Genomic DNA, 24,989 nt, shown 5'->3' on the forward strand with positions numbered 1-24,989 from the left:
TCATGACCAGCTGCGCGGCACGACCAGGCCCGACTCGTACGCGGCGACGACGGCCTGCGTCCTGTCGCGCAGCCCTAGCTTGTTCAGGACCCGGCTGACGTGGGTCTTGACCGTCTCCTCCGTGACCACCAGCCGGGCCGCTATCTCCGGATTGGACAGGCCTTCGGCGACGAGCCGGAGCACCTGCGTCTCGCGCGGCGTCAGCGTCGGCAGCGCGGGCGCCTCCGATCTCGGGCCTAGGCGGGCGAATTCGCTGATCAGCCGCCTGGTGACCGCTGGAGCCAGCAGCGCCTCGCCGGCGGCGATCACGCGTACCGCGTCGAAGAGCCGCTCGGCGGTGACGTCCTTGAGCAGGAAGCCGCTGGCCCCGGCGCGCAGCGCGTCGTAAACGTACTCGTCCAGGTCGAACGTCGTCAGGATGAGCACCCGCGGCCCGCCGGCACCGGCGCCGGCGAGCTGCCTGGTGGCCTCGATGCCGCCCATGCCGGGCATGCGCACGTCCATGAGCACGACGTCGGGGACCAGCTCCCGGCAGATCCGCACCGCCTCGGCCCCGTCGGCGGCGGTGCCGGCGACCTCGAAGTCCGGCTGGGTGTCGAGCAGCTCGGCGAACCCGGTGCGAACCACCAGGTGATCGTCGGCGATGACCACGCGGATCATGAGGCGCTGGCATCCTTTCCTGTCATCGAGGCACCGGCGTCACCTGTCAAAGGGCCGCCGGCGTTGCCTGTCGCCGGGGCGTCAGCGTCCTTTCCAGGTAGGCGCGCCTCGACGAGGAGGCCGCCGCCGTGCGCGGGGCCGGTCCGCAGATCGCCACCAACGGCCGCGGCGCGCTCACGCATGCCCGCCAGGCCGTGACCGGCCACCCCCTCACCGGACGGGCCGGGCCCGTTGTCACGGACCGCCAGCCGCAGGGCGTCGTCAGTGTAGTGCAGCTCCACGTCCACGGCGGCGCCGGGCGCGTGGCGGCGCACGTTGGTGAGCGCCTCTTGGATGATCCGGTACGCGGCCAGCTCCACCCCCGGATCGAGCTCGACCGGCGTGCCGCGGAGTATCAGGCGGGTCCAGGCGCCGGACGCCTCGCGTGACTCGTCGAGCAGCTCGTTGAGCTCGTGCAGGCGCAGGCCTGGCTGCGGCCGCCAGGTCGCCTCCGCCTGCGCGTCCTCACGCAGCACACCGAGCAGTCGCCGCATCTCGGTCAGCGCCGCCCTGGCAGTGTCGCCGATCGCCAGCAGCCGCTCAGCGCCGGCAGCGGGCATCCCGGGGACGGCCAACCGGGCGGTCTCCGCCTGAACGGCGACCATGGAGATGTGGTGGGCGACGACGTCGTGCAGCTCTCGGGCAATGCGGGCACGCTCGCCCCGGGCGGTGTGCTCCAGCAGGCTGTCCGCGACCACCTGCCGCGCGGCGGTGTCGGCCATGGCCTTGCCGCGGGCCCGGCGGGCGATCCCGGCCAGCGCGGCCGCAGGGGCCAGGCAGGCCGCCAGCAGCGTCAGGACCCGGACCTGATCGCCGCCTGTCGCGCCGGCCAGCTCCAGCGCCACGGCCAGCACCGGGAACGGCACGGTGACGAGCACGGCCGGGGTCGGCGGCCCATGGCGTCCGCACCGGTAGGCGGCCATCAGCTGCGCGATCATGCCGGCCACGGTCAGCGTGTGGAACCCCGCGATCGACAACACACTCGCCGCGCAGATCAGGACGGCGGCCGCGAGTGGCTGGGTCCAGAGCAGGAGCAGCGGGAGCGTGGTGGCGAGGGCGAGCAACGGGAAGATCATGATGTTGAGCGGCGCGACGGCGGCACCTGTGGGCGGCGCGTCGGGGGCGTCGGTCGAGGGCAGGCTGCCGGTGCGGCCGGCCGGGTCGCCCACCGGCACGCTCACGGTGTGTCCCATGACCGGCTGCGTATCGCTGCCCACGGTGATCGACTCGGCCAGCGCGAACAGCACGAGCAGCCCAAGCAGCATGCCGACGGCCACGGTCATGCGCGGTGCAGCCGCTTCTCCAAGCCAGGCCCAGCCCCGGTCTCGCGCTCGCTCCACAAGAGCCATTGTCACGGCCCCGTCCGCATCCTGGCATCCCTCATACGAGGGACCCGCCGTAGCTTCCGCCAGCGACGACGCAGATCACTCCGCCGCGTGACGACCACGGGGGCACCCGCTGCCTAGTCTGCCTGGCGTGGAAGCAACCATCGAAGTCAACGGGCTGCGCAAGCGGTTCGGCCAGACCCTGGCGCTGGACGGGATGACCTTCACCGTACGGCCCGGCCAGGTCACCGGTTTCGTCGGGCCGAACGGTGCGGGCAAGTCCACGACCATGCGGGTCGTCCTCGGCCTGGACGCGCCCGACGAGGGCCACGCCCTGATCGGCGGGCGACCGTACACGAGCCTGCGCACCCCCCTGCGCCACGTCGGCGCGTTGCTGGACGCCGGCGCGCTGCAGCCGAGCCGCACCGCGCGCAACCACCTGCTCTGGCTGGCCCACTCCCAAGGACTGGGCACGGGCCGGGTGGACGAGGTGGTGACACAGGTCGGGCTGGGGTCGGCGGCCAAGCGCAAGGCAGGCGGGTTCTCGCTCGGCATGCGCCAGCGGCTCGGGATCGCCGCGGCGCTGCTCGGCGACCCGCCGGTGCTCATGCTGGACGAGCCGTTCAACGGCCTCGACCCCGAGGGCATCGTGTGGATGCGCGGCTTCCTGCGGTCGCTGGCCGGCGAGGGACGTGCCGTGCTGGTGTCCAGTCACCTGATGAGCGAGCTCCAGGACACCGCCGGCCATCTCGTGGTGGTGGGCCGGGGCCAGGTGGTCGCGGACACCAGCGTGGCCGACCTGATCGCGGCCGCGTCCGACGGCCGGGTGATGCTGCGTACACCGGAACGTCCTGCGGCGATGCAGATTCTCGCCCAGGCCGGCGGCACGGTGACGGTCACCGACCGCGACACCCTCACCGTGTCCGGGCTGGCGGCCGAGCACATCGTGCGCCTGCTGGGCGCCCAGTCGATTCCGTTCTCCGAGGTGAGCGCGCACCGCGCGACGCTGGAGGAGGCGTACCTGGACCTCACTAGGGACGCAGTCGAGTTCCGTGGAGCGGCCCGATGACCACCGTCACCCCCTACCGCTCGAGCACGCAGGCCGGGCGCGACGGCTTCGCGCAGCTGCTACGCGCGGAGTGGACCAAATTCCGCACCGTCCGCGGCTGGCTGGCCGGCATGATCGTGGCGGCGCTGCTCATCGTAGGGCTCGGGCTGCTGTTCGCCACGGGCAGCCACTCCTCATGCATGAAAGGTCCGGTCGAGGAGCCGTGTCCCGCTCCCATTCTGGGTCCTGGCGGCGAGGCCGTGACGGACAGGTTCTACTTCGTGCACCAGCCGCTGGACGGGGACGGCACCATCACCGTACGCGTGAACTCCATGACCGGCGAGATCCGTAAGCCCGATGTCACGCCCGGGGTCAGGCACACCGTCACCGGCATCGTGCCCTGGGCGAAAGCCGGCGTCATGATCAAGGAGAGCACCAAGCAGGGCGCTCCCTACGCGGCCATGATGGTCACCGGCAGCCACGGCGTGCGGATGCAGCACAACTTCACCGAGGACGTGGCGGGCCGCCCTGGCGGTGTCTCGGCGGAGTCCCCGCGCTGGCTGCGGCTGACCCGCACGGGCAACACGATCGTCGGCGAGGAGTCGCCCGACGGCAATCAGTGGACCCGAGTCGGCACGGCCCGCCTGACCGGGCTGCCCGCTCAGGTCCGCATCGGGTTGTTCGCCGCCTCTCCGGGCGACCTGACCGTGACGCAGAACACCATCGGCGGGTCCATCGCCGCGTCCCGGTTCGCGGAAGCCACCGCCGTCATGGACCAGGTCAGCATGCGGGGGAAGGGAACCGGCGCCACCTGGAAGATCGACGACATCGGTGTCACGACGGGGCTCGACGGTGTGACGCCGCATCACCCGGGCAGGCTGGAGCAGTCCGGCGGCACGTTCACCGTCACCGGAGTCGGGGACATCGGGCCGCTCACGGGCGATGCCACCATCGAACGCACGCTGACCGGCGCCATGGCCGGACTGATCGCGGTGATCGTGGTGGCGGTGCTGTTCGTGACCAACGAGTACCGGCGGCAGCTGATCCGGACGACACTGCTCGCCAGCCCGCGGCGCAGCCGGGTGCTGGTCGCCAAGGCCGTGGTGATCGGCGCGGTGACCTTCGTCGTAGGGCTGGCCGCCGCCGCCGTCGCGCTCCCGATCGGCCGGCGAATACTGCGGGACAACAACATCTTCACGCTCCCGGTGTCCACCCTCACCGAGTTGCGCGTGGTCGCCGGCGTCGCGGCGCTGCTCGCCGTGATCGCCGTTTTCTCCCTCGCCCTGGGCGCGTTGTTCCGGCGCAGCGCCATGGCGGTCATCGTGGCCATCGCGGCGATCCTGGTCCCGTACCTTCTGGCGACCGCATCCCTCCTGCCTGAGAGCGTGTCGAACTGGCTGCTGCGGATCACGCCTGCCGCCGGATTCGCGATCCAGCAGAGTGTCCCCGAGTACCCGCAGGTGATCTCCCACTACGCGCCGGTGGCCGGCTACTACCCGCTGGCGCCGTGGGCCGGTTTCGCCGTGACGTGCGGATATGCGGCGCTGGCGCTCGCCTTGGCCGTGCACCGGCTGCGCCGGAGCGACGTGTGAGGCGGGAGATCCACGCCGAGTGGACGAAGCTGCGTACCGTGGCGGGACCCGGCCGGCTGCTGACCGGGATGGTGATGCTGACCGTGGCACTGAGCGCCGTGGCCACAGGGACCGTGACCTGTGGGTCCGCGGACTGCGGACACGACGCCACCAGGCTCGGCCTCATGGGCGTGCAGCTGGGTCAGGCCATGGTCGCCCTGCTGGCCGTTCTTGCGGTCTGCGGCGAATACAGCACCGGTCTGATCCGCACCAGCCTCACCGCGATGCCGCGCAGGACCACCGTGCTGGCCGCCAAGGCGAGCGTGCTCGCCGGTCTGACGCTGGTCGCCGGGACGGTCGCGGTGCTCGGGTCCGTGCTGGCCGGTCGCCTGCTCCTGCCGGGGAGCGGCTTCACCGCCGCACACGGCTACGCGCCGCTGTCCCTGGCCGACGGGCCGACACTGCGCGCCGCGGTCGGCTCAGTGCTCTATCTCGGGCTGATCGCCCTGCTCAGCGTGGGCGTCGCCATCGCCGTACGCGACTCCGCGGCGGCCACCGGCGTCGTGCTCAGCCTGCTCTACCTGTTCCCGATCGCCATCCGCATGATCGCCGACGAGGAGACGCAGCGTTTCCTCTGGAGCATCTCGCCCACAAATGCCGGACTGGCCGTCCAGGCCACCACAGACGCCGCCGTCCTGCCCCTCGGCCCGTGGGCGGGGCTTGGAGTGCTCGCCGCGTGGGCGGCGGCGGCGTTGCTGACCGGCTGGGCGCTGCTGCGGCGGCGTGACGCCTGACCGAAAACCGCCCATAAGGACTGGACAATTCGGACGTGCCGCGCACATCGCCTTTCCCCCAGCTCTGTCGGCTTCTGGTTCCTGTTCGAACGGCTCACACCGCTGGGCGCGGGGCTCGGGGTACTCGGCGTGCTGATGACCGCATTCGAGCTGCTGATCCAGTTCCTGCAGGCGTTCCTGTTCGCTATGCTCGCCGGCATGTTCGTGGCCAGCGGACTACGCGGCGCACACTAACCACGCTCGGAGAAACGTATTCACGTAAGGCGGTCGGCCGCCTTGACACATCAGGCGGCCGACCGGTCATCCGAAAAGGCGATAAATGTCTATCGGGGCGGTCACTGCCCATATGCCATCAAGTGACCTGCCACGCCACATTAGTCCTCCACAATTGGCCGCGACTCGGCTAACATCGTGAACCACTCGGATAATTCCGGCGGTGCGGGGTGTTTCCAGGTTGACCTACCAGGGGGATGACCCAGCGCGAGAGTGGCCCGCCACTCTCGACGTGACCAAATTGCTGGACAACGGTTGGCACCCATACCCCTTCCGACAATTCCTGCTAAAAGTTCACAGTCGTTGCAATCTCGCATGCGACTACTGCTACGTCTACAATCTCGCCGATCAGAGCTGGCGGTCCCGGCCCAAAATCATGGCGCCCGAACTCGTCACCGCCGCCGCAGAACGCATCGCCGAGCACGCCGCCGCGCACGGGCTGCGCTCAATCATGCTGATCCTGCACGGCGGCGAACCCTTGCTCGCCGGGCACCCGTACCTTCGCAAGATCGTGGACACCGTCCGGGCGGCCGCAGGCCCGCGCATCCGGGTGGACGCCGCCGTCCAGACCAACGCCGTACTCCTGAACGAGGATACGTTGCGGTCCTTCCGGGACCTCGACGTCAGCGTGGGCGTGAGCCTCGACGGCAGCAGGCGGGCCAACGACCGCAATCGCCGCTTCGCGGACGGGCGCAGCAGCTACGACTCCGTCGCCACCGGACTCGACCTGCTGCGGAGCCCGCCGTTCCAACACCTCTACAGCGGGCTCCTGTGCACGGTGGACCTGGCCAACGACCCCCTGGAGACCTACGAGTCGCTTCTGCGCTTCGACCCTCCGGCAATCGACTTCCTGATCCCGCACGGAACCTGGGAGTCCCCGCCGCCCGGCCGCTTCCCCGACAGCGGAACGCCCTACGGCGACTGGCTCGTCACCGTGTTCGATCGCTGGTACGCCGACAGCGGGCGCACGGTCGTGCGGCTCTTCCAGGAGATCGTCAATCTGCTGATGGGCGGGGCCTCGGCCAGCGAGGCGGTCGGCCTCACGCCGTCCTCCCTGGTGGTTGTGGAGACCGACGGCACCATCGAGCAGACCGACTCACTCAAGGTCGTCCGGCAAGGCGCTCCGGCGACCGGCCTGAACGTCGTCGACCATCCCTTTGACACCGCGCTGCGGCACCCCGGCATGGTGGCCAGGCAGCTCGGCTGGGACGCGTTGAGCGACACCTGCAAGGCTTGCCGATTCGCCCGGGTCTGCGGCGCCGGCCTCTACCCACACCGCTACCGGCCGGGCACAGGCTTCCTCAACCCCTCGGTCTACTGTCCCGACCTCTACCACCTGATCGGGCACATCCGCTCCCGCCTCGTCGGCGATCTTCGCCGGGCCGCTCGCTGAAAGGATCCCCATGCGCCCACGGGACCACCGGATACCCGACGACGCTCTGCAGCGGCTCGCCGCGGGCGGTGGCGGTGCCGCGGCCGTGCGCCATCTCGTCGCGGCCGAGCAGAGCAAACACCGGCTGCTGATGATGCTCATGATGCGGCTGAGCGCCGACGCCGGTCACCGGCACGCCGCGGCCGTCGAGCACGCGTACGGGATCCTCGCCGAGGCCGGGAAGAAACAGCCCGGAGCGGTGCGCGGCGTGATCGGCCATCCGGCGGTCGGCGCCTGGCTCAAGGACACCGTACAGGCCCTGCGGCGAGGGGAACCCGCCCGGCCCGGTCCCGCCCAGCTCGCTGCGGTCGCGGCCGTGGCCGCGGTCAGGGCCGGCCTACCCTGCCGCACCGAGATGCCCGCTCCGGACGGGACGATCATGCTTCCCTCGCTTGGCCAGATCGTGCTCCGCACCGACGCTGAGAGGGCCGATCTGGTGGACCTGCGGGTGCATGCCGGCGGGCAGGTGACAGCCGACGGCGTGCACCTGCGACCGGACGAGCCGGAGCGACCCGGATGGCGCCCGCTCCGCCGGGTGGCCGCGGCGCAGGGTGACTTCACCCTGCTGGTGGACGATCTGGATCCCTTCCGGTGGCCCGGCGAGAACGTCATCGAAGGGCGCCTGCCGGACGACGAGCTGAACGCCTGGCGCGCAGGTCTGGAGGCGGCCTGGGCCATGCTCCGCCAGCACCACTGGACGATCGCGGAGGAGACCCGCGAGATCGTCTCCGTCCTGACACCCATCCAGGGCCCGGACCACGGCATGAACAGCGCGTCGGCGGGCGACAGGTTCGGTGCGGTCGCCATGTCCACCCCGCCCGACGGCCGGTGGCTGGCCTCCACCTTCGCCCACGAGGTCCAGCACGCCAAGCTCTGCGCGATCCTGGACGTCGTGCGACTGTTGGAGCCCGACGAGGGCCGTTACTACGCGCCGTGGCGGCCGGATCCGCGGCCGCTGTCCGGCCTGATCCAGGGCGCGTACGCGTACCTGGGCGTCAGCGGCTTCTGGCGGAGGCAGCGGGCGTTCGAGCCGGACCTGCGGGCCCACATCGAGTTCGCCCACTGGCGGGAGTCCGCGCACGCGGCGACCGGCACGCTGCTGGACAGCGGCCGGCTCACCGCCACGGGCGAGCGTTTCGTCACCGGCATGCGGCGCACGCTCTCGGCCTGGCTGACCGAGCCGGTGCCGGACGAGGCGCTGCGCGCCGCGCGTCAGGAGGCCGAGGCGCACCGCGCCGCCTGGGTGGCGCGCAACGGGCCCGTCACAGGCTGAAGGGGTCGAAGTCCCAGTTGAACCGCTCGCCGCTGGCCGCGACCACCCTCTCGGGGTGGCTTGCCGGGAGCAGCTGCTCGTACTGGGCCATCGTGCTCTCGTACAGGGCGTTGCCCTTCTCGACCTCGCCCGCGGCCCGCATGTCGATCGAGAGGTTCACGGAGGCGGCGAGGGACAGCAGATTCTGCGGGCCGTAGAAGTTGCGGATCTGGTCCAGGACCTCCGCGCCCAGCTCGCTTCCCCCACGGACGTCGCCCAGCGCGGCGAGGTCGCTGGCGAGGTTGATGGTGCTGCTGAAGGTATAGGAGTGGTCGCGGCCGATCTTGTGCAGCAGGCCGGCGCGGGCCTCCTCGTCCACCTCCCTGGCTCGTTGCGCGTCGCCACGCAGCCGGTAGAGCAGCCCGACGTTGATCATGCAGCCGTAGGTGAACGGGTGATCCTTCCCGAACGTGTGCTCGTAGCGCGGCAGTGCCTCCCGGGCCAGCACCATGGCCTCCTCCGGCATGCCCGCCTGGCGCAACGTGTTGCTGAGCGCGACCGTGGCGGCCATCGTCTCGGGGTTGTCAACCCCGTAGAGCTTGGTGAGCCTGGCGTGCGTCTCCTGGATGAGCTCGAGCGCCTCCTCCAGATCGCCGTGGCGCCGCTTGGCGATGGACAGGTCGCGGGCGGTCATCAACGTGAGCGCGTGCTCGATCTGCAGTTCGCGGATGCCGTGCGCATAGGCCTCCTCGCCCACGTCGCAGGCGCTGGCGTGGTCGCCGGACAGGCGAACCACGCGCGCGAGGCCGTTCCACGCCAGCTGCACGTCCCACTTACTCACTCCCTGGCGCGCGCTGCTCTGCTCCACGAACGCCAGCCGCTGGAGCTCGAGCGCGGTGTCGTACTGCGCAAGCAGGGCGTGGTCCAGCGCGAGGTTGTTGATCGCGCGCAGCGTGGGCGGGGCGAACGGGCCGAACGCCCTCTCATGCGCCTCCAGCGACGCCTTGTCCTGCTCGAACGCCTCGTGGAAGTTGCCCTGGGCACGCAGGTTGGCCGCGTAGGTGCGGGCCATCCACAGCGTCTCCTCGTCCTCGGGGCCGAACTCCTCGCGCATGAGGTCGAGCGTCTTCTCGTTCAGCGTGTACGACTCCGAGTACGCCCCGGTCTGCCACAGGACGTTTCCCAGGTGCCGTCGCAGGCGCAGCACGTTGGGACTGCTCGGCCCGCCGGCCTCGGTCCAGTGCTGGAGGAACTCCTCGCCGAACGACTTGGCCGAGCTGTAGTTGGCCACCCGGTACAGGTAGCGGACGATGTCGATGCCGAAGCGCTGCACGTTCTCGTCGGGGCACTGGACGACGCCGGACGGGCGCACGTGCGGGAGGAGGTTGGCGAAGCCTTCCCAATCGGCGGTGTTCTCCGGGTCGGTCGGGGCGCCGCTGGCCAGCAGCAGGTGCACCTCGTGCCGGATCTGGTCGCGCTCCTGCTTCTTGAGTGAGTCGCGCAGGAGCGCCTGGACGAGCCGGTGCACCTGCACCGTGCCCGCTTCCTGCTCGACCTTGACCAACGCGAACCTGTTGAGCTCGGCGATGGCCTTGTTGAGCGTGAGCGGATTGGCCAGGATCGGCCCCATGCGCTCGGCGCCGCTCTTGTTGCCGCGGCGGAAGACGTCCCGCGGGATCGGGTCGGGGCCGAAGAAGGCCAGGCAGCGGAGCACCTCGGCGGCCTCGCGCATCCTATTCTCGATCTCCAGCACCGACAGCTGCCAGGCCGCCGTCATCGTGTGCGGGTATTCCGTGGACTTGCTCGCGCCGAGCAGCGCCCGGGTCTGCTGGGTCAGCAGCTCGATGTACTCGTCGGTCGTCATGCCGGTCATGGCCTGGAGGGCCGCGGCCTGCTCCAGCGCCAGCGGAAGGTCTCCCAGCTCGCCCGCCAGGCGCTCGGCCTCCTTCTGCGCGACGTCGCGCTTCAGGCGCTTGCGCAGGAAGTCGACACTCTCCGAGGTGGAGAAGACGTCGACCGGCACGGTGTCGGCCACACCGCTCCACCGGCTGTTGCGTGAGGTGATGAGCACGTGGCCAGGACCACCCTGCGGGATGAAGTCCTTGATCTCCTCGGGCTCGTCCGCGTTGTCGAAGATGAGCAGCCACCGGTCGATGGGGTCGCCGCGCTGCAGCGCGTCGCGGACCGCGGCGGCCGCCTCCTCGATGCCGGCGCTGCTGGCCGAGGGCAGCTTCAGGTCGTTCGTGAGCGCGGCCAGGGTGCTCGGCACCAGCATCGGCTGGTCGGCGGGGACCCACCAGACGAGGTCGTAGAACCCGCGGTACCGCCAGGCGTACTCGATGGCGAGCTGGGTCTTCCCCACCCCGCCGAGGCCTTGCAACGCCTGCGGCAACGGCACGACGGCGGCCGTCGTGGTGCTCTCCAGGCTCGCCCGCAACTCATCGAGCAGGTTTTCCCGCCCGGTGAAATGCTTGTTTCGCCCTGGAATCCTCTTGCCCCAGATAGGGGGCATACGAGGCACCGCCTGGGTGCCTGCCCGCTCGCTCACGTCTCCCTCGCCCTCCCGTCCACCTTGTTACCGATCCTACGATTGATTCTGATGAAAGGTGGCCTGAGAATCTAATTGAAGCCGAATCGGAGCTTGCACGGCGAGGAAGTTTTCGGACGACCCAAAATTGGGGCACGAGGAGGGTTTGTGGGCGACGACAACACCACCGGGCTCATCGACGTCAGCGATATGGATCTGAACGATCTGCGGCAGCTGCAGAATCCCGCCATCTTCCGGGCATTGCAGCAGGTCACGGAGACCAGCGGCACGGTGGCCGGCTTCCAGTCGGTCATTTGAGCTGAACAGGCAGGTCGGCCTCGGCGGGCGCGGCCCGCCGAGGAAACACCGTCTTCTGTGCCAATCAACACAAGCGCGGGCGGCGGCACCGAGTAAGGTGGGAGTACTTCCATTTTCCTTCCACCTGTTTTGCATGAACAGCCTTTGTCCAGCATCGCGCAGACGGAATAGAGATCCGACTCGACCGGCGGAGTGTGGCATGACTTCCAGCGGCGCAGGCCAACAACCATTCGTCGGCCCGCAACCGTTCCGCCGGGAGGACGCGGCGAGACTCTTCGGGCGCGAGAAGGACATCGACGAGCTGACAAAACACTGGCTGGCAAATCGCCTGACCATTCTGCACGGGCCGTCCGGCGCGGGGAAGACGTCGCTGGTGACGGCCGGCGTGCTGCCGCGCCTCGATCTGTCCCGCGTCGATGCGCTGCCGGTGGGCGAGGTCGCACGCCCCTCCTTCGTGCCCGCCGCCGTCATCCCCGAGGACAGCGATCCGCTCGTCTTCGCCCTGCTCGCCTCCTGGTCCCCCTACGAGAACCCGATCAGGTTCGCCGGGCTCACCGTCCGCTCCTACCTGCGACGGCACCACTGGAGCCCGTACGGCCGGAAGATCATGGCCGTGCTGGACCACGCCGAAGACGTCTTCACCGCCTTCCGCCGCCACCCCGACGACCACACACACATCCTCGACCAGCTCGGCGTCGCGGTCGGCGGCGATCTGCCGCTCCATCTACTCGTGGTGGTCAGCGACGAGTACGTCGAGTCCCTGCGGCGGCATGAGGGGTTACGGGCGCACATAACCCAGGGGGCGTCGTACAAACTGGAGCCGCTGAGCCGGCAGGAGGCGCTGGAGGCGTGCCGGCGGCCGCTCGACGGCATCGGATGGGCGTTCGAGCCCGGCGCGGCGGAGCGGTTCGTCGAGGATCTGGGCAGCACGCGGCGGACCTCCGCCTCCTCGTCCGCTCCGGCCGTGGAGCCTGTCCATCTCCAGCTCGCCTGCTCCGCCCTCTGGGAGGCGGTGCGCATGGGCCAGGGGCCGATCAGCTCCGGCGACCTGGTCGACGTCGACGAGGTCCTCACCCGCTTCTGCCACCGCGTCCTGGGGGACGTGGCCCACGACCACCTTCAAGGCGACCTGGAGCGCCTGCTGACGCTCGTACGGCCGCTGGTGGACACGGAGGCCGGGGACGGCGAGGAACCGCCGCAGCAGATCGCTGTGGCGCTGGCGGCGCGCCACCTGCTCCGGTTCGGCGAGAAGCGGCGCTACGAGATGCCGATCCGCCTCATCGGCCCGTTCCTCCGCGCCGCGGCCGCCCCGTCCGCCGACACCGAATCCGCCGTGGGCGACCGGCTCGCGGCCGCCGGGGCCGCCTTGCACAGGGGCTGGTTCGACCTCACCGAGAAGCTCGCGCACGAGGAGATCGGGGACCCCTCCGGGCCGAGATCCCGGGCCCGCGCCGAGTCGCTGCTGGGCGACGCGGCATACCTGCGTGATGACCTCGACGCCGCCCTGGGCCACTACCGGCAGGCGACCCGGCTGTTCGACGCGCTGCGCGGCACGGACCAGATCGTGGCCACCCTGCTGACCGCCGTCGGGCGGATCCTCATGGACCAGAACGCCTACCAGGCCGCGGTCACGGAGCTGCGCTCGGCGGTCCGGCGCAGCCCCGAGCCCGTCATCCAGACCGAGCTCGCCTGGGCCCTGTGGTATCTGGGGCGGGAGAGCGGAGCCGTGGACATGCTCGACGGCGCGCTCCGCTCCGACGGTAACACCCCCGAAGCCCTGCGCGCCCGCGGCGAGATCCTCTCGGACCTGGAGGACCCGCGAGCGCTCAACGACCTCGACCGGGTACGCCCGCACGAGCTGGCCTCCACGCAGGCGGCCTACGCGCTGGCGCTGGCACGTCAGGGCGACGTGCGCGGCGCCGTGGAAGCCGTGCCGCCGCTGGACATGGACAGCGACCCCGCCACCCTGCTGCGTGCCGCCCGCGTGATGAAGGCCGCGGGTCGCGACTCGGAGGCGGCGCGGCTGGCGTTGCACGCCCGCCAGAGCCGGGGCCGCCGCCCTCTGCCTCCGCAGCTGACCGCCGAGGCCGATCGTCTGATGGCGCCCTAGCAATGAATTTGTCAATATGATCGGCCCGAGGTGCGAATGGCATTGTGAGAGCCGGCGGTGCTCTATTCTCTGAGCGTGCCTCGGCTCCGGTCGGTGCACCGAATAGTCGCTATGGTGCACAACGTCCGAAATTCGCGAGCCGTGGTGACGAGCGTGCGGCAGATTCGGTGCTTCAAAGAACTTCTCACCGATTACCCGCAGTTTCGGTGGTCCTGGGTGGGATCGACCGTTTCCATGCTCGGCAGCCGAACGATCGGCGTCACGTATCCGCTGGTTGCCTACATGCTCACGGAGTCGGCCGCTTGGATCGGGTGGGTGATGGTCGCCTCCACCGTACCGGCCCTGCTCGCGTACATCCCGGCTGGAGCGATCACCGATCGGTTCGGCCCCCGGCTGGTCATGAAGTACAGCGAGCTCGTCCGCGGCGCGCTCGTCGCCGTGCTCTGCGTCCTTTTGGCCTTCGACGGGCTGGAGATCCACCATCTCGTGGCCATCGCCTTGATCGAGGGTGCACTGTCGGTGAGCTCGTCCGTCGCGGAGACCGCCCTGATCCCAGCCACCGTGAAACCGGACAACGTCGAGACGGCACTGGCCATCCACGAAGGCTCGGTGCACGGAATGGTGCTTGCCGGCCGGCCGCTCAGCGGGCTGCTCTTCGGCATTGGGCCGATCTTCTCCTTCGCGGCGAACGCGGTCATGTTCTTTTCCTCCGCCGCCGTGCTGCATCGGCTGAATCCCGACATAACTGCCAAAAAGCCGCGAGGAAAGCTCCTCCGTGAAATGCGCGCTGGTCTGGAGGAGCTGTGGAGGCACAAATTCCTCAGATCCGCGACCCTGATCACCGCTTTCATCAACCTCATGGTGCAGGGCCTGATCGTGGTTTTCCTCTCGGAGGCGACCAACGAGGGACTGCCGACTGCGCTGGCGGGCGTGATCCTGGCGACATCAGGAGTCGGGGGCGTCATAGGCGCGCTCATCTCCCCCAGACGGCAGCACATCTGGCAGAAGATCGAGGAGAAGGCCTCCCGGCGGCGCTGGATCACCCGCCTGGTCAGCAGGCTGGGCTCGTCGCAGCAGGGCCGGTCCATGATGCTGGTTCACCTGTGGACGTGTGTCGCCGCGCTCCTACTCCCGCTGCTGTTCGCCCAGCTGTCGCTGACGTTCGCGGTCTCGTTGCTCGCCATCGGGGTGACGGGCGGGCTGAGCAACGTCACCATGCGCACCGCGCTCAGCCGCGTACCGCCCGATCGCGTGGCCCGGGTCGTGGGCGTCTCCCGGCTGGGCAGCTACAGCGCCGTCGCCATCGGGCCGCTTCTGGCGAGCCTGTTCGTCGAATGGGTCGACTCCTTCTTCGCGCTGCTCATCCTGTGCGCCCCCGTGGTCGCACTCGCCGCGCTCATGACCACCGTGCCCGCCCTCAGGAACAGCCTGACCTCGGCCAACCAGAGAGCCGCCCTCGCGCCTTAGGCAGCCTCATAACCGATCTATTACGAGTAGTGCATTCCATACCACTATGAGTTGCAATTTAGGCATGCCGAGTGGACGGCGCACGCTGTTGCCCTTTTGCCTCGTCGTGGCCGCGCTTCTCGCGCTCCTCTGGCCGTCCCTGCGGGCCCATGCCGCCGCCGGACCGGAGTTCCTGGAGCAGGACCAACTCTCGATCCCCCTGGAACGCCTGGCGACGGGGACGTGGCAGATCACGGTCATCAATCCCGGACCTGCCGCGGACGTGGAGATACGCGTCGCCGGCTCCGTCTCGGACGCGCTCGCGCTCAAGGACGGCGGCCACGTGCGCGTCGGCCCCGGAGGGACGGGCACCGTCACCCTGGTCGCGGGCAAGCGCCCGCATGCCGGGACGGGCCAGCTCGTCCTGATCTCCTCGGCGGGCGTCGACCGGCTACGGGTCGCGGTGACGCCGCCCGCCCCCTTCCTGCAGCGCTATCCCTTCGTGCCGATCGTCGCCGGCGTCCTGGTGCTCGCGGCGATCGCCGGCACCGTGTTCTGGCGCCGGCGCCCACGGCGGCGCCAGGAACCGGTGAGCGCCGGACCTCCGCCACGCGGTCCCGTCCAGCAGGACTCCAAAGGGTTCACCCACAGCGACGAGCCCGCGCAGGTGGACGGTCTGCGGCGCGAGGAGTACGCCCGGCATCTGGCCGAGCTGGCCCGGTACGCGTCACCGCCCATGGTCATCGGCGTCTTCGGCGAGTGGGGCACCGGCAAGACCTCCATGCTCATGCAGGTACGCGACCGGCTGAGCAAGGCCCCCGAGTGCGCGCACGTCTGGTTCGCCCCCTGGCGGCACCAGTATGACGACAACCCGGTGCTGCCGCTGCTGCACGTCATCGTCAAGGACCTCAGGCTGGAGCGCAGGCACAACGTCCAGCGGACGCTGCGGACCATCTCCGACGTGCTCGGCTCGCTGGTGTTGTCCACCTCGCTCAAGGTCAACTTGTCGGACGTGCGGCAGTCCATCCAGGACTACGACAGCGAGCACTTCCGCATCCGCTCCGAGCGCACCCGCCTGCACGAGTACCTAGGCGAGCTCATCAACGAAGCGCTGGCCGCGTGCCGGAAGGAACGCCTGGTCGTGTTCGTGGACGACCTGGACCGTTGCGACGCCGACCGCATCACCTCGCTCCTGGAGGCCCTGAAACTGCACTTCAATCGCGACAACTGCGTCTTCGTGCTCGGCGTGGCGAAGGGCCCGCTGATCGAGGCCGTGCGGGAGAAGTACAAGGACCCGGTCGGCGACTACCTCGACAAGATCATTCAATTCCCCTTCGAGATGCCCCGGCTGTCCGAGGAGGACTTCGCCCGCTACCTGAAAGGTCTGCTCACCGACGAGATCCGCGCCGCGGGCGGCATGCTCAAATGCGGCCTGCGGCGCAACGCGCGGGCCATCAAGCGCTTCGTCAACGTGCTCATCGTGCAGGACCGCGTGGCCAAGGCCCGGCAGCTCGATCCGTACGACGTCTCGGTCCTGGCCGCCGTCCTGCTGCTCAGGGACGGCGCTCCGGACGACTATGCCCGGCTCGTGGAGGACCCGACCCTGCTCGGGCGCCTCGCGCAGGAGGCGGACGGCGAGCCGGACGGGTGGAGCGAACTCGCGGTGAACATCGTCCGCGAGCTGCGCGGGACGCCGGGCGGCGTCCCGAACGACATCCTCGCCTACATCGACCTGGTCAGGGTGTCGCCGGCGCCGCCCTCGAGCGACCTGGTCGCGGGCGCGCCGCCGAATCAGCAGGAGCCCGTGTCCGAGCTCAGCCGCCAGCTCGAGCTGCGTGCGGTGCTGGAAGACCTCGCCGTGGACGTGCGCGCACGGGTGGACCGCCTGGTGGAGGACGACAGCAGGCTGCTGGAGCCGGTGGTGCGTGTCCAGGGCGAGGAACGGACGGGCATGGAGAGCCTGCACGGCCTCCTGTCCCGGGAAACGACGAAGGTGTTCCTCTCGGGTGCCCCCGGGGTGGGCAAGAGCGTGGTGGCGGCGCGGCTCGCGCGGTGGCTGGCCGAGCGGCGCGCGCCGCAGACGCCGGTGTTCCTGCCGTTCGGCGCGCTGAAGACGGAGTTCCGCGAATACGAGCGATGGGTGACGCACGCCCTCGTCGCCGAGTACCGGCTCTCGGCCGCCAACGCCAATGCCGTGGTGGTGCGGGGCTCGCTCGTGCTGATCCTCGACGGGCTGGACACGCTGGAGCAGGACAAGCGCGCCGGGTTCCTGAAGTGGGCGCGAAACAGCAGGTGTGGCGTCGTCATCACCGGCCGGGACCCGGCGCCCTCCGGCTTCGACGTGGCTGAGGTGCTCGGCGTGTCGGCGGTGGAGGCCCGCCGCCGGCTCGAAGCTGTGCTCGCCGCCCACAAGGTCGAGCCGGACCGGCTGCTGGGGCTGACCTCCGAGTTGATGAGCTCCGCCCTGCTGCTGCGGGTGCTCACCGACGACCTGGCCTGGGTCGATGCCCTCCCCAAGGATCCGGTCGACTTCCTTCCCTGGTACGCCACCCGCGGCGAGCAGGCGATGGCCGCCGCCGGCTTCGCACCGGACGCGGTCACGCGGGGTCTGCACGGGATCGCCCGCGCCACGGGCAACTCACGCAATCCCACCTTCTCCGGCGACGACGCCGACATCAGGACGAGGCTACGGCATGCCGGCATTCGCGCCGTGGATGTGCCGGCCTTCCTGAGAGCCGCGGTCGAGGCCGGGCTGCTCCGCGAGGCCACTCCGCAGGCCTACCACTTCGTCCATCCCCTCCTCAGGAAGCAGTTGGCAGGCGCCGTCGGCTGACCCCGCCTCCGACGCGGCTCAGCTGGCAGCGCTCTCCACCCGCGCGGCCAGCTTGCGGTGCTCCGGCGAGCGCAGCACGCCGGCCGCTTCCTCCGCGCTCGCGACGGGCGCCTTCTCCAGGAATCCCCTGGCCTGCTTGAGCTTGAGCAGCCGGGTGACCGACTGGTCGAGGCGCTCCTTGCTGATGCGGCCCGACTTCACCGCCGCCAGCACCGCCTGGTAGGCCTTGGGCAGGTCGTTGGGCATCAGCAGCAGGTCGGCGCCGGCCAGCACGGCGCGCACGACGATCTCGCCGTCGTTGTACTTCTGCCGCACGCCGGCCATGTTGAGCGCGTCGGTGGAGATCACGCCGTCAAACCCGAGCTTCTCCCGGAGCAGCCCGGTCAGGATGGGCTTGGACAGTGTCGCCGGGTCGCCCGACGAGTCAAGCTTGGGAAAGACGATGTGGGCACTCATCACGGCGTCCACCCCAGCGTCGATCGCGGCCTTGAACGGCGGCGCGTCGATGCGCTCCCACTCGGCCTTCGTGTGCTTGATCACCGGCAGCCCGGTGTGGCTGTCGACGGCGGTGTCGCCGTGTCCGGGGAAGTGCTTGGCGGTGGCCGCCACCCTCGCGTCGGCGAACCCTTTCACCGCCGCCCCCACCATCTTCGCCACCCGCTGCGGGTCGTTGCCGAAGGCCCGCGTGCCGATGACCGGGTTCTTCGGGTTGACGTTGACGTCGGCCACCGGCGCGAAGTCGAGGTTCACGCCGAGGGCGCGCAGCTCCTCGCCGGTCGCCTTCGCCACGGCCTGCGACAGCTCGGGGTCCTTGGTGGCGCCGATCACTGACGCACCGGGGAAGTCGGTCACGAGCGCGGACATCCGGGACACCAGGCCGTTCTCCTGGTCGGTGCCGATCAGCAGCGGGACCTCCTTCGAGGCTCGCTGCAGGCCATTGGTCAGGGCTACCACCTGGCCGGTGCTCTTGACGTTGTGCGGGAACAGGATCACGCCGCCCAAGTGGTATTTGGCGATCACCTTGGCGGGGGTCTGTGCGGCGTACCTGGCCTGGTTCTCGCCGGAGGAGGAGTCGGCGGAGGTTCCGTACAGGACCGGCATGAACAACTGGCCGACCTTCTCCTCCACGCTGAGCCCGGCCAGCGTGCGCGCGACGGGATCGGGCTGCGGGCGCGACGAAGCCGACGAAGTCGGGGCCGGCGGGGCGGCCTTGCCCCCCGTCGGGGTCGCGCCCGCCGAGCCGCCGCCGCCGGCGCACGCGGTGAGAGCGATCACGAGCAGGCCCGTCGTCCCGATCCGTCGAAGCATGCCTCCAAAGGTATCCAGATTTACAGCCCCAGCCGCCCGAGGGCGGGGAGGTGGGCGCGGGCCGCAGCGCGGGCGTCGGCCGCCGTCCTACGCGTCCGCGCCGCGTCGGCCGCCTGCCGGCACTGCGTGAGCGTGTGCGCGGCCAGCGCGGCGCGTACGGCGGCAAGCGCGCCGGCCCCCATCGACAACGTCGAGGCACCGAGCCCGACCAGCACGCAGGCCATGGCCGGATCGGCGGCCGACTCCCCGCAGATCCCGCACGGCTTGCCCACCTCGGACGCGGCATGCGCGGCCATGGCCACCAGGTCGAGCAGCGCGGGCTGCCACGGATCGTGCAGCGCGCTCACGGCGCCGAGCTGGCGGTCGGCGGCGAAGGCGTACTGGGCGAGGTCGTTGGTGCCGATCGAGACGAAGTCCACCGACGCCAGCAAGTCCCCGGCCCGCAGCGCGGCCGACGGGATCTCGATCATCACGCCGACGCCCGCCAGCCCCCTGGCCCGGCACGCCCGCGCGAACCACCCGGCCTCCTCCCCCGTGGCCACCATGGGCGCCATCACCAGGAGATCCTCGGACGCCACGGCCGCCAGCGCGGCCAGTTGCGCGTCCATCACCTCGGGAAATCTCCTGAGCCTACGCAGCCCACGCTCCCCGAGCACCGGATTCGGCTCAAGCGAGGCCGAGGACGACGCCGCGGCAGGCAAGAACGCCAGCGGCTTGTCCGCACCCCCGTCCAGCGTCCGCACGACCACCTTTCCCCCGGGGAACGCCTCGACAGCCGCCCGGTAGGCCCGCGTCTGTTCCTCCAGTGAAGGCGGCTCGGCTCGGTCGAGGAAGAGGAACTCGGTCCGGTAGAGCCCGATCCCCTCGGCTCCCGCGGCCACGGCCGCCTCCAGCTCGGAGGGTCCGCCGACGTTCGCGAGCAGCGGAACCGCGTGCCCGTCGGCGGTCCTGCCAGGACCCTGCGCCGACGACAACGCCGCCCGCCTGGCCGTGGCCGCGCTGAGCGCGTCGGCGACGTCCGACTCTTCCGGCTCCACCCGTACGTCGCCAGAGGTGCCGTCGGCCATCACCCGGACGCCGTTCGCGATGGCCGTCGCGCCCCGGCAGGCCACGACGGCGGGCACGCCCATGGCCCTGGCCAGGATCGCGGTGTGGCTGGTGGGGCCGCCTTCCTCGGTGACGAACGCCGCGATCTGCCCCTTGGCCAGCAACGCGGTGTCGGCCGGCGCAAGATCCCTGGCGACCAGCACGTACGGCTCGGCGGGCGCCCCCCGCAGCCCCGGCATCGCCTGCCCGTACAGCAGCGCGATCACGCGGTCCCTGATGTCGTTCAGATCGGCGGCCCGCTCGCCCAGGTAGCCCCCGGACCCGGCCAGCACATCCCGATATTTGGTAAAGGCCTCAAAAACCGCCCTAGGGGCGGCCAGGCCCCGGTCGATGAGGGTACGCACCTTCACGACCAGACCCGGGTCCTCGGCCATCAGCGCCTGGGCCTTGAGTATCTCCTCGGCCTCGCCGCCCGCCCGGTTGCCGCGAGCCTCCAGCTCGCCCGCGACCTGCCGGAGCGCGGCCATCGCACGCTCCTTCTCCTGATCCGCCTCGCCCGTGTACGTGGCGCCCTCGGGGGGTTCGGGCACAGAGACGGTCAACACGTACGCGGGGCCGTGCCCGATGCCCGGGCTGACCCCCACCCCCCGGAGATTCATGGCGTACCGGCGATCTCGGCCAGCTCGTCGAGGACCTCGTCGGAGCCCTCGCCCTCCGCGCTGATCACCACGGTCTCGCCCTGCCTGACGTCCAGCGCCATGATCGCCAGAATGCTCTTGCCGCTGACGGGGGCCTTCGCGCTGTTGATCTTCTCCACCGTGATGTCCATCGGGGCCTTCATCGCCCGCTGCACGAACGTCGCCGCGGGACGGGCGTGCAGCCCCACCTCCGCCGCCACGGTGACCTTGCGCTCACCCATCTACTCCTCCTTCTGTGCCGGTCCAGACCAGCTGGACGCGCATGCTGCCGTGCATATTGTGTCGAAAAACGCGGGACTTATTCCCATCGGAAGAGCTCGTCCCCCACATGCACGGCCCCCTCGGCGACCCCGGTCACGGCCTCGGACAGGGCGTCGAGCGCGACCACCGGGCACACCGGCGAGCGACCGCCCGCCTCGATCGCCGCCGGGTCCCACGCCACGACCGGCTGACCAGCGCTCACTCTGTCACCCTCCGCCGCCAGCAGCTGGAACCCCTTGCCCTTGAGCTGGACAGTGTCGATGCCCAGGTGTACCAGCACGCCTTTGCCGTCGTCCCCCACGATGACGTACGCATGCGGATGCAATTTCATGATTTTTCCCGCTATGGGGGCCACGGCCTTGCCCGGCCCTCGCAGCGGATCGATCGCCGTTCCCGGCCCCACCATGCCCGCGGAGAACACCGGATCGGGCACGGCGGCCAACCCCACAGCTGCCCCCTCAACCGGGGCGAGAACAGTCGTCATGGTCTCGCCTCAGCCGATGATGTCCTCGATGTCGCTGGCGATCGTGTCCGCCTCCGGCCCGACGACGACCTGGACCACATTCCCCGCGGCCATCACGCCATGCGCGCCGGCCGCCTTGAGCGCGGCCTGGTCGACCTTGGACGCGTCGTGGACCTCCGTACGCAAGCGGGTGATGCAGGGCTCGATGTCGATGATGTTGTCGGCGCCACCGAGCCCGGCGATGATCGCATTCACATCCGCCGCCATCCGGCCTCCCTAGCTCTTGTGACCAGGCTAAATCAGTCGGTCTGGGTGACCTTGTTCAACCCGCGCGGCGCGTCGGGGTCGATGCCGAGCCGGCGGGCCAGGGCTTCGGTGAGCAACTGCCCAGGGACGATCAGGCCCATCGGCGCCACCCATTCGGGCAGGTCGGGGCCGTTGAGCGCGGCCGTGCCCGCCCGGGCGAGCGCCTCCCCGCCCCCGATCGTGTACGCCGCCGCCCCCGCGGCCACCACCCGCTCGGCCAGCGCGACCGTACCGGACAGCGTCGGGCTGTTCTCGGCGGCGACCAGCAGCGCCGGGGTCTCGGCGTCGACCACGGCGATGGGGCCGTGCAGCAGGTCGGCGTACGACAGGCCCATGGCGTGCAGGTAGCAGGCCTCCTTGAGCTTGAGCGCGGTCTCCAGCGCCGTGGAGAACGCCAGCCCGCGCCCGGAGACGACCACGCCCGGCTTGTCCAGCAGCCCTTCGACCACGGCCGCCACGTCACCCGGCTCGGCGATCAGCTTCTCCACCGCCTCGGGCACCCGCCGCAGCTCGGCCACGTCCACATCGGCGCCTAGCCCCAGCGCGAGCACGGCCAGCGCGGCCAGCTGCGTCGTGTACGTCTTCGTCGCGGGGACCGCCTTCTCCTCCCCCGCCTCCGTGCACAGCGCCACGTCGGCGGCCTGCGCGAGCGGGCTCTCCGGGCCCCCGTTGGTGATGCCGACCGTCGTGGCCCCGCAGTCCTTGGCCCAGACCAGCGTCTCTACGATCTCCTCGGTCCGCCCGGACTGCGAGATCGCCACGGCCAGCACGCCGTCCAGGTCCAGCTTGCGCTTGTACGTGGTCGCGATCGACGGCGCGGCCAGCGCAGCCAACCGGCCCGCGTGTGATTCGACCAGGTAGCGGCCGTACACTGCTGCGTTGTCGGAGGTGCCCCGCGCGATGAACAGCAGCTGGCGAGTCTGCTCGGCCACCGCCCTCACCTCGCCGACCCTGGGGAGCAGCGAGTCCAGTGTGGCCCGCAGCGCGGCCGGCTGCTCCGCGATCTCGCTGCGCATCTTCGTGGTCATCGTGGGCTCTTTCCCCTTCGGACTTGACCGTCTTTCATGTCATATGGTGGTCTAGTCCGGACTAGACCAGTACGTACCATAGCCTATGGCCAAGTTACGAGGGGAGGATCCGTGGCGCACATCGATCCGGACAGCCCGGTGCCCAAATATTTCCAGCTTCGCGAGATCCTGCTGGACCTCATCGACAGCGACGAGCTGAGCATCGGCGCCGCCATCCCGTCCGAGCGCGAGCTGTGCCAGCGCTTCGGCCTGTCGCGCATGACCGTGCGGCAGGCCGTTGACCACCTCGTGTCCGAGGGCCGTCTGCACCGCGTGCCGGGCAAGGGCACGTTCGTGGCCCGGCCGAAGATCGAGCTGGCGCTGCAGCTGACGTCGTTCACCGACGACATGAGGGCCCGCGGGATGGTTCCAGGATCGCGCGATCTCGACAGGCGGATCGTGCGCGCCAGCGCCCACCTCGCCAAGGAGCTGGGGATCCAGCCGGGCGAGGAGGTGCACTTCATCGAGCGACTCCGTATGGCCGACGGGGAGCCACTGTCCATCGAACGGGCGCACATCCCCGTCAAACTCGCCCCCGACCTGGCCGAGCACAACCTGTCGGACAAGTCGCTGTACGAGCTGCTGGAGAGCCGCTACGGCCTGGTCATGGACGCCGGCGAGCTCACCATCGACGGCGGCATCGCCGACCCGAGCGACGCCGACCTGCTGAAACTGCCGCGTGGCGGCGCCGTGCTGTTGCTGCAGCGCAGGTCGTTCGCCGGCGGCGTCTGCGCGGAGCTGGGCGTGTCCACCTATCGCGCCGACCGCTATCAGTTGCGCACCATTCTGGAAATGCCCGTAAGACGGGGCTGAGGGCCTTACCCTGCCGGGGTCGCCCCGGTTCCCACCCCCCGGAGGAACGCCGGTGAACGAGACCGCCGCCGCCCGGCCCTCGCCGCTCTCGCGCGTCATGACCGTGCTCCAGCGGCTGGGCCGCTCCCTGATGCTGCCCATCGCGGCCCTGCCCGCGGCCGCCCTGCTGCTGCGCTTCGGGCAGCCCGACATGCTCGGCTCCAACGGCGCCGAGCCGGGTGGGCTGGCCGACGTCGCGGGCTTCGCCTGGATGAACCAGGTCGCCGAGGTGCTGGCCGCGGCCGGCGCGGCGTTGTTCGAGAACCTGCCCCTGTTGTTCGCCGTGGGCGTCGCGATCGGCTTCGCCCGCAAGTCCGACGGCAGCACCGCGCTCGCCGCCGTGGTCGGCTACCTGGTCTTCGACCGCGTCACCAAGGTCATGTTCTTCGGCTCCGGCATCCGGGACACCGTCTCGATCAAGGAGGTCCAGGACCAGGGCGTCGTGGAGATCATCAACTACGGCATGCAGAACCCCACCAAGGTGCTCGGCGGCATCGTGATGGGCCTGGTGGCCGCGCTTCTGTGGCAGCGGTTCCACCGGATCAAGCTGCCGTCCTGGCTGGCGTTCTTCGGCGGGCGCCGGTTCGTGCCGATCATCACCTCCATCGTCGCCCTGGTCATCGGCGTGCTCTTCGGCTGGCTCTGGCCGGTGATCGGCGAGTGGATCCGGCACGGGGGCGAGGCCCTGGCCGCGATCGGCCCCGTCGGCACCGGCATCTACGGCCTGATCAACCGCCTGCTCATCCCGCTCGGCCTGCACCACTTCGTCAACTCGGTCGTCTGGTACGTCGTCCCGCAGTGCGACGTGGGCGGCCGCGTACTCGGCGGCGACTGGAACTGCTACTTCGGCGGCGCGCCGCACTCCGGCCAGTTCATGGCCGGTTTCTTCCCGATCATGATGTTCGCCCTGCCTGCCGCCGCCCTTGCCATGTGGCGAGCGGCGCCCAAGCACCGGCGCGCCACCGTGGGCGGCATCATGTTGTCGGCGGCGCTGGCGTCGTTCGTCACGGGCATCACCGAGCCGATCGAGTTCGCCTTCATCTTCGTGGCGCCGCTGCTGTTCGCCGTGCACGCGGTCCTGACCGGGCTGGCCATGGCGCTGACCACGCTGATCGGCGGGCAACTGGGCTTCGGGTTCTCGGCCGGGCTGCTCGACATGTTGCTGAACGCCAGCAAGTCCAACACCGAGAACCTGCCCGGCATCCTGCTGCTCGGCGTGATCTACGGCGCGGTCTACTACGTGGTGTTCACGTTCCTGATCCGCCGCCTCGACATCATGACCCCCGGCCGGGAGCCCGAGCCGGACGTCGACTCGGGCGAGACCAGCCGGGCCGCCCCATAGCACGGTTTTCCCCTCGG

At 70.2% G+C, this 24,989-nt stretch carries 20 protein-coding genes; 11 read left to right on the forward strand and 9 right to left on the reverse strand.

Annotated elements, in window-relative coordinates; translation table 11 throughout:
* Together ACTWPT_RS05390 and ACTWPT_RS05395 are read right to left on the reverse strand one after the other, a co-directional pair.
* Positions 1-660: a response regulator gene (locus tag ACTWPT_RS05390; protein ID WP_443176114.1), complete on the reverse strand. Its 660-nt coding sequence runs from the start codon at positions 658-660 to the stop codon at positions 1-3.
* Complete coding sequence (locus tag ACTWPT_RS05395; RefSeq protein WP_443176115.1) at positions 657-1,982, reverse strand: sensor histidine kinase; 1,326 nt, start codon at positions 1,980-1,982, stop codon at positions 657-659. Before ACTWPT_RS05395 ends, ACTWPT_RS05390 begins: the two co-directional genes overlap by 4 nt.
* Positions 1,983-2,175: 193 nt before the next feature.
* On the opposite strand from ACTWPT_RS05395, the gene ACTWPT_RS05400 reads away from it, so the two are divergent.
* From ACTWPT_RS05400 to ACTWPT_RS05420, 5 genes are all read left to right on the forward strand, one after another.
* Positions 2,176-3,093, forward strand: coding sequence for an ATP-binding cassette domain-containing protein (locus ACTWPT_RS05400; protein WP_443176116.1), 918 nt, complete (start codon positions 2,176-2,178; stop codon positions 3,091-3,093).
* Positions 3,090-4,664: an ABC transporter permease subunit gene (locus ACTWPT_RS05405; protein WP_443176117.1), complete on the forward strand. Its 1,575-nt coding sequence runs from the start codon at positions 3,090-3,092 to the stop codon at positions 4,662-4,664. The genes ACTWPT_RS05400 and ACTWPT_RS05405 overlap by 4 nt, the downstream gene beginning before the upstream one ends.
* Positions 4,661-5,437, forward strand: coding sequence for an ABC transporter permease subunit (locus ACTWPT_RS05410; protein WP_443176118.1), 777 nt, complete (start codon positions 4,661-4,663; stop codon positions 5,435-5,437). The genes ACTWPT_RS05405 and ACTWPT_RS05410 overlap by 4 nt, the downstream gene beginning before the upstream one ends.
* A gap of 505 nt (positions 5,438-5,942) precedes the next feature.
* Positions 5,943-7,103 (forward strand): FxsB family cyclophane-forming radical SAM/SPASM peptide maturase, encoded by a 1,161-nt coding sequence (locus ACTWPT_RS05415; RefSeq protein WP_443176119.1) that lies wholly within the window; start codon positions 5,943-5,945, stop codon positions 7,101-7,103.
* Between the two features lie 10 nt (positions 7,104-7,113).
* Complete coding sequence (locus ACTWPT_RS05420) at positions 7,114-8,415, forward strand: HEXXH motif domain-containing protein (RefSeq protein WP_443176120.1); 1,302 nt, start codon at positions 7,114-7,116, stop codon at positions 8,413-8,415.
* On the opposite strand, the gene fxsT is transcribed toward ACTWPT_RS05420, so the two are convergent.
* Positions 8,405-10,942, reverse strand: coding sequence for an FxSxx-COOH system tetratricopeptide repeat protein (fxsT, locus tag ACTWPT_RS05425; RefSeq protein ID WP_443176121.1), 2,538 nt, complete (start codon positions 10,940-10,942; stop codon positions 8,405-8,407). The genes ACTWPT_RS05420 and fxsT overlap by 11 nt on opposite strands.
* 147 nt (positions 10,943-11,089) lie before the next feature.
* Here fxsT and ACTWPT_RS05430 point away from each other — a divergent pair, with 147 nt between their 5' ends.
* The 4 genes from ACTWPT_RS05430 (at position 11,090) to ACTWPT_RS05445 (ending at position 17,628) form a co-directional block, all read left to right on the forward strand.
* The gene (locus ACTWPT_RS05430; RefSeq protein WP_443176122.1) at positions 11,090-11,239 is read left to right on the forward strand and encodes a hypothetical protein; all 150 of its coding nucleotides are present in this window, start codon (positions 11,090-11,092) and stop codon (positions 11,237-11,239) included.
* A 199-nt stretch (positions 11,240-11,438) separates the two neighbouring features.
* Positions 11,439-13,349, forward strand: coding sequence for an nSTAND1 domain-containing NTPase (locus ACTWPT_RS05435; protein ID WP_443176123.1), 1,911 nt, complete (start codon positions 11,439-11,441; stop codon positions 13,347-13,349).
* A 111-nt stretch (positions 13,350-13,460) separates the two neighbouring features.
* The gene (locus ACTWPT_RS05440) at positions 13,461-14,816 is read left to right on the forward strand and encodes an MFS transporter (RefSeq protein ID WP_443176124.1); all 1,356 of its coding nucleotides are present in this window, start codon (positions 13,461-13,463) and stop codon (positions 14,814-14,816) included.
* A 64-nt stretch (positions 14,817-14,880) separates the two neighbouring features.
* Positions 14,881-17,628, forward strand: coding sequence for a P-loop NTPase fold protein (locus ACTWPT_RS05445; RefSeq protein WP_443176125.1), 2,748 nt, complete (start codon positions 14,881-14,883; stop codon positions 17,626-17,628).
* Positions 17,629-17,646: 18 nt separating this feature from the next.
* On the opposite strand, the gene nagZ is transcribed toward ACTWPT_RS05445, so the two are convergent.
* The 6 genes from nagZ to ACTWPT_RS05475 all read right to left on the reverse strand — a co-directional run bounded on the left by nagZ (position 17,647) and on the right by ACTWPT_RS05475 (position 22,739).
* Positions 17,647-18,936, reverse strand: coding sequence for a beta-N-acetylhexosaminidase (gene nagZ, locus ACTWPT_RS05450; RefSeq protein WP_443176126.1), 1,290 nt, complete (start codon positions 18,934-18,936; stop codon positions 17,647-17,649).
* A 20-nt stretch (positions 18,937-18,956) separates the two neighbouring features.
* The gene (gene ptsP / locus ACTWPT_RS05455; RefSeq protein WP_443176127.1) at positions 18,957-20,642 is read right to left on the reverse strand and encodes a phosphoenolpyruvate--protein phosphotransferase; all 1,686 of its coding nucleotides are present in this window, start codon (positions 20,640-20,642) and stop codon (positions 18,957-18,959) included.
* Positions 20,639-20,902, reverse strand: a complete 264-nt coding sequence (locus ACTWPT_RS05460; protein ID WP_443176128.1) for an HPr family phosphocarrier protein — start codon at positions 20,900-20,902, stop codon at positions 20,639-20,641. The genes ptsP and ACTWPT_RS05460 overlap by 4 nt, the downstream gene beginning before the upstream one ends.
* A 77-nt stretch (positions 20,903-20,979) precedes the next feature.
* Positions 20,980-21,426, reverse strand: coding sequence for a PTS sugar transporter subunit IIA (locus ACTWPT_RS05465; RefSeq protein ID WP_443176129.1), 447 nt, complete (start codon positions 21,424-21,426; stop codon positions 20,980-20,982).
* A gap of 9 nt (positions 21,427-21,435) precedes the next feature.
* The gene (locus ACTWPT_RS05470; RefSeq protein WP_138671752.1) at positions 21,436-21,672 is read right to left on the reverse strand and encodes a glucose PTS transporter subunit EIIB; all 237 of its coding nucleotides are present in this window, start codon (positions 21,670-21,672) and stop codon (positions 21,436-21,438) included.
* Between the two features lie 32 nt (positions 21,673-21,704).
* Positions 21,705-22,739, reverse strand: coding sequence for an SIS domain-containing protein (locus ACTWPT_RS05475; protein WP_443176130.1), 1,035 nt, complete (start codon positions 22,737-22,739; stop codon positions 21,705-21,707).
* 111 nt (positions 22,740-22,850) lie between these two features.
* Between ACTWPT_RS05475 and ACTWPT_RS05480 the strand changes: the two genes are divergently transcribed.
* A complete protein-coding gene (locus ACTWPT_RS05480) occupies positions 22,851-23,591 on the forward strand; it encodes a GntR family transcriptional regulator (protein ID WP_443176131.1) in 741 nt (246 codons plus the stop codon).
* Between the two features lie 52 nt (positions 23,592-23,643).
* Complete coding sequence (locus tag ACTWPT_RS05485; RefSeq protein WP_443176132.1) at positions 23,644-24,972, forward strand: PTS transporter subunit EIIC; 1,329 nt, start codon at positions 23,644-23,646, stop codon at positions 24,970-24,972.
* The last annotated feature ends 17 nt before the right edge of the window (positions 24,973-24,989 follow it).

Origin of the sequence: Nonomuraea sp. 3N208 (genome assembly GCF_052245935.1) — a bacterium.
In the GTDB taxonomy this organism is placed as follows: Bacteria; Actinomycetota; Actinomycetes; order Streptosporangiales; family Streptosporangiaceae; genus Nonomuraea.

Excerpts from the sequence above, each read along its gene's own strand:
- ACTWPT_RS05445 (WP_443176125.1), top strand. The coding sequence starts at position 14,881 with ATGCCGAGTGGACGGCGCACGCTGTTGCCCTTTTGCCTCGTCGTGGCC.
- ACTWPT_RS05475 (WP_443176130.1), bottom strand. The coding sequence starts at position 22,739 with ATGACCACGAAGATGCGCAGCGAGATCGCGGAGCAGCCGGCCGCGCTG.
- ACTWPT_RS05435 (WP_443176123.1), top strand. The coding sequence starts at position 11,439 with ATGACTTCCAGCGGCGCAGGCCAACAACCATTCGTCGGCCCGCAACCG.
- ACTWPT_RS05390 (WP_443176114.1), bottom strand. The coding sequence starts at position 660 with ATGATCCGCGTGGTCATCGCCGACGATCACCTGGTGGTTCGCACCGGG.
- ACTWPT_RS05440 (WP_443176124.1), top strand. The coding sequence starts at position 13,461 with ATGGTGCACAACGTCCGAAATTCGCGAGCCGTGGTGACGAGCGTGCGG.
- ACTWPT_RS05395 (WP_443176115.1), bottom strand. The coding sequence starts at position 1,982 with ATGACCGTGGCCGTCGGCATGCTGCTTGGGCTGCTCGTGCTGTTCGCG.
- ACTWPT_RS05470 (WP_138671752.1), bottom strand. The coding sequence starts at position 21,672 with ATGGCGGCGGATGTGAATGCGATCATCGCCGGGCTCGGTGGCGCCGAC.
- ACTWPT_RS05465 (WP_443176129.1), bottom strand. The coding sequence starts at position 21,426 with ATGACGACTGTTCTCGCCCCGGTTGAGGGGGCAGCTGTGGGGTTGGCC.
- ptsP (WP_443176127.1), bottom strand. The coding sequence starts at position 20,642 with ATGAATCTCCGGGGGGTGGGGGTCAGCCCGGGCATCGGGCACGGCCCC.
- ACTWPT_RS05405 (WP_443176117.1), top strand. The coding sequence starts at position 3,090 with ATGACCACCGTCACCCCCTACCGCTCGAGCACGCAGGCCGGGCGCGAC.
- ACTWPT_RS05420 (WP_443176120.1), top strand. The coding sequence starts at position 7,114 with ATGCGCCCACGGGACCACCGGATACCCGACGACGCTCTGCAGCGGCTC.
- nagZ (WP_443176126.1), bottom strand. The coding sequence starts at position 18,936 with ATGCTTCGACGGATCGGGACGACGGGCCTGCTCGTGATCGCTCTCACC.
- ACTWPT_RS05460 (WP_443176128.1), bottom strand. The coding sequence starts at position 20,902 with ATGGGTGAGCGCAAGGTCACCGTGGCGGCGGAGGTGGGGCTGCACGCC.